At 69.4% G+C, this 3,234-nt stretch carries 2 protein-coding genes; both read left to right on the top strand.

The window, feature by feature from the left end:
* Positions 1 to 649 (top strand): hypothetical protein (locus tag A7A76_RS25490; protein WP_241200659.1); only part of this gene is annotated, 649 nt, incomplete at its 5' end.
* A gap of 107 nt (positions 650 to 756) precedes the next feature.
* Positions 757 to 3,096: a hypothetical protein gene (locus A7A76_RS01240; RefSeq protein WP_206409487.1), complete on the top strand. Its 2,340-nt coding sequence runs from the start codon at positions 757 to 759 to the stop codon at positions 3,094 to 3,096.
* Positions 3,097 to 3,234 lie beyond the last annotated feature (138 nt).

Raw genomic sequence — 3,234 nt, 5'->3', positions numbered from 1 at the left:
CGCCGCCGGCGCCGGACAGAATCCGGCCAGCGGCGCGGGCGGCAACGGTGCGGGTGGCGGCGCGGGCAGCGGCGGCGGCAGTGGTGGCGGTACGGGCGCCGGCGGCAGCGGTTCGGGTGGCAGCGGCGCAAGCGGCAACGGCACCGACAACAGCGCCAACAACAGCACGCCGAAATCCCCGCTCGCCGCCGCGCGCGCGCTCGCCGTCGCGCGCAACGCCGCGGCCGCGCCGGCGACCGGCGCCTTGAACCAGCAGATCGTGCAGGCGGTGCAGTTCAGCAACGCCGAGACCGCGTCCTACGCGCCGGCGCAGATCGCCACCACCGCCGACATGCTGATCAGCCAGGCCGCCGGCCTGGTGGCGCAGTCGGCCGCGGTCTACTTCGACGGCGTCACCAAGATCGCGCTGGCCAGCCAGGGCGTGCTGATGAAGCAGATGACCGAGGACATCGTCGCCGACCAGCCCAAGAAGGCGGCCGAGGACGCGCTCGGCATCCTCGCCACCGACGTGTTCATGGCGGTGGCCGCCGCGGTCGCGGCCGGCGCCGGCGCGATGGAGGCCGAGTCGGCCAAGTTCGCGATCGACAGCATCGACCAGAGCATCGCCAAGTACGCCTCCGTGCTGCAGAACAGCGGCGGCAGTCCGTAAACCGCGCCGGCGCGCCGAACCCGCGCCGGCTCCCTTTTCCGTCGTAGCGCGCACCCGCCTGCTCGGCGTGCGCCGTCGCGCGCGGCCGAAATCCGAGGAATCCCGACGTGGCCTACTTCAGCATCCCGCACCTGAGCGCCAGCGCCTATCGCTTCGAATACCACAGCCATTTCAACGGCATCCTGCCGGTGAAAGGCGACGCGATCTCGGGCGTGCAGTTCGACCCGGCCGGCAAAGGCCCGGTCGTCGCCGCCGACCAGCCGCTGTCGCTGGTGGGGCTGTACGGGCTTGACGCGGGCCGGCTCGCGCCGGGCTGGCAGCGCCGCGGCACCGTCTCGCTGCTGCTCAAGGCGCTGCGGCTGATGGAAGAGCGCAATCCGCTGCAGGCGGTCGCGCAGCAGCCGCGCGACCGCCAAGCCTACCAGCGCGGCGAATGCGTCGGCGAGAACATCTACATCGCCGCGGTGTGGCTGGCCGACCGGCTCAAGCTGAGCGCCTGCTTCGACCTGGCGGCGACCGACCCGGCGCTGTACGCCGGCGTGCGCGCGCGCCTGGAGCAGCTGCAGCTGGCCTGGCGCGAGCGCGGCGCGCCGAAGGAAGCCGGCGACGAGATCGAAGCGATGCTGCCGATGCTGGAGCACTTCAACGCCAAGTTCTACAGCGCCAGCAAGTACACCCCGTTCGACGACGCCTACTTCGCCCGTTCGTTCGCGCTCAAGCAGCTGGCGGTCGAGCAGAAGGATTCCGATCCGGTCCGGCGGCTGATCTACACGACCCTGATGTACCTGCAGCAGCAAGGCGTGACCAACGCCCAGCTGGCGCTGGGGCCGGACGAGGCCGGGCTGCACGATGCCTGCGTGGAAACCTACAACAACGCCCGCGATACCCATTACAAGTTGCTGCTGCACAGCTCGCACGTCTACAGCAGCGACGAGAAATTCCTCGCCGACCTCGACAAGCTCAAGGCCTGCCTGGCCGATCCGGATCTGCGCAACGTGGTCGGCTTCGACCTGCTCGGCGCCGAGAACAAGGTTGGCGCGTATCTGACCTACTTCGAATTCCTCAACAGCAACCGCGCCGAGCTGACCGCGCGTTTCGGCGCGCAGACCTCGCCGCCGAGCTATCCGCTCAAGCTGGCGCTGAAGTTCAGCAACCACATCCACTGCGGCGAAGGCATGGGCGTGGCGATGGACAACCGTTCGGCGATCGGCTACGCCCTGACCTATCTGGGCGCGCCGCTGTCGGCGTCGTTCTATCGCGCGTTCTGGCGCTACGTGCTGACCGGCATCGACGCCGCGCGCAGCCGCGAGGCCGAGCACTGGCGCGGCACCGACGGCACGCCGGACGCGCCGCGCCTGCCCGGCGAGCACGTCTCGGGCCTGTTCGACGAATTGTTCCGCAACGATTCGCTGACCATCGACGGCCTGACGCTGCGCCGCTACGACGGCAACAGCGCGCGCACGCGGCAACTGGTGGCCTACACCGGCAAGCGCAACATGATGGCGATCAGCGAGGCCTTCGACACGGTGCCGAAGACGCCGGCGCTGCCTGGCGAGAAGGGCGAGAACTACTACCAGGTGCTGGCCCAGGGCGACCGGCCGATGGTGTTCCGGCTCGGCCACGCCTACTACTACCGCAGCTACGTCGGCGCGCGCTATCCCTACGTGGCCTTCGACACCAACCTGGGCAGCAACGCGATCACCGGCGCCTCGGGCCTGTTCGATTCCAGCGAGAGCTACCGCCTCAACCGCGGCCTGCGCCATCTGCAGGGCTACATCGACACCAATGCGATCCAGGAACTGAGCGACCGGGTGATGTACGCAGGCGTGCGCTCGCTCGATCGCAGCGACGTGCAGGCGCTGCTGGAGCTGAGCCGAACCTGCAGGGACGGCGTCGACTTCATGGACCAGGTCGGCGCGGCGCTGCCGACGCTGCTCGGCAAGGCCATGGCGCCGATCTACGGCGCGCGCGACGCCAACGAATGGAGGGACTGCTTCGGCGTGCTGCTGGAGGCGATGATCGGCCTCAGCACGTCGCGCGCGATCTGGTTCGATGCGGCGACGCGGGTGCTGTCCTTGTTCGCCAACTGGCGCAGCTACCTGCTCGGCTGCGACGGCCAGGGCGTGGAGCACACCGACAGCCGCGCCGAATACCTGCGCTGCGTGTTGTTGATGGCCTACAGCCTGATGCCGCTTTCGCCCGCCGCGGGCCGACAGGCGCCTGCCGGCGCGGACATCGAGGCGGTGGAGATCCCCGATGCCGATCAGGTCGCCGTGCAGTTGCAGACGCTGATCGACACCGTTTCCGGCGCCTACTGGAGCGTCACCGTCGGCCCGCCGTCGCCGCTGGCGGCGGCGCCGACGACGCTCCAGGTGACGGTCAACGGCTATAAGGCGCCCGATTCGGTGGTGACGGTGTTCGCATCTGCAACGGCATCGTCGGCCTGATCGGCGCCCTCATTGCGTATCGCATCACGTGTAAGACCGGAGTTCGCGATGGACGAGAATCTCGAATACCTGCTGCATGACGAACTGGAAGGCCTGTTCGCCGCGCCGGCCGCGGCCCGCGCGGGCGGGCGCGCCGCG

This window comes from Lysobacter enzymogenes, assembly GCF_017168095.1.
Classification (GTDB): Bacteria; Pseudomonadota; Gammaproteobacteria; order Xanthomonadales; family Xanthomonadaceae; genus Lysobacter; species Lysobacter enzymogenes_D.
Note: the sequence above shows the minus strand (reverse complement) of the source record. Positions and strands in the feature narration are given on the sequence as shown.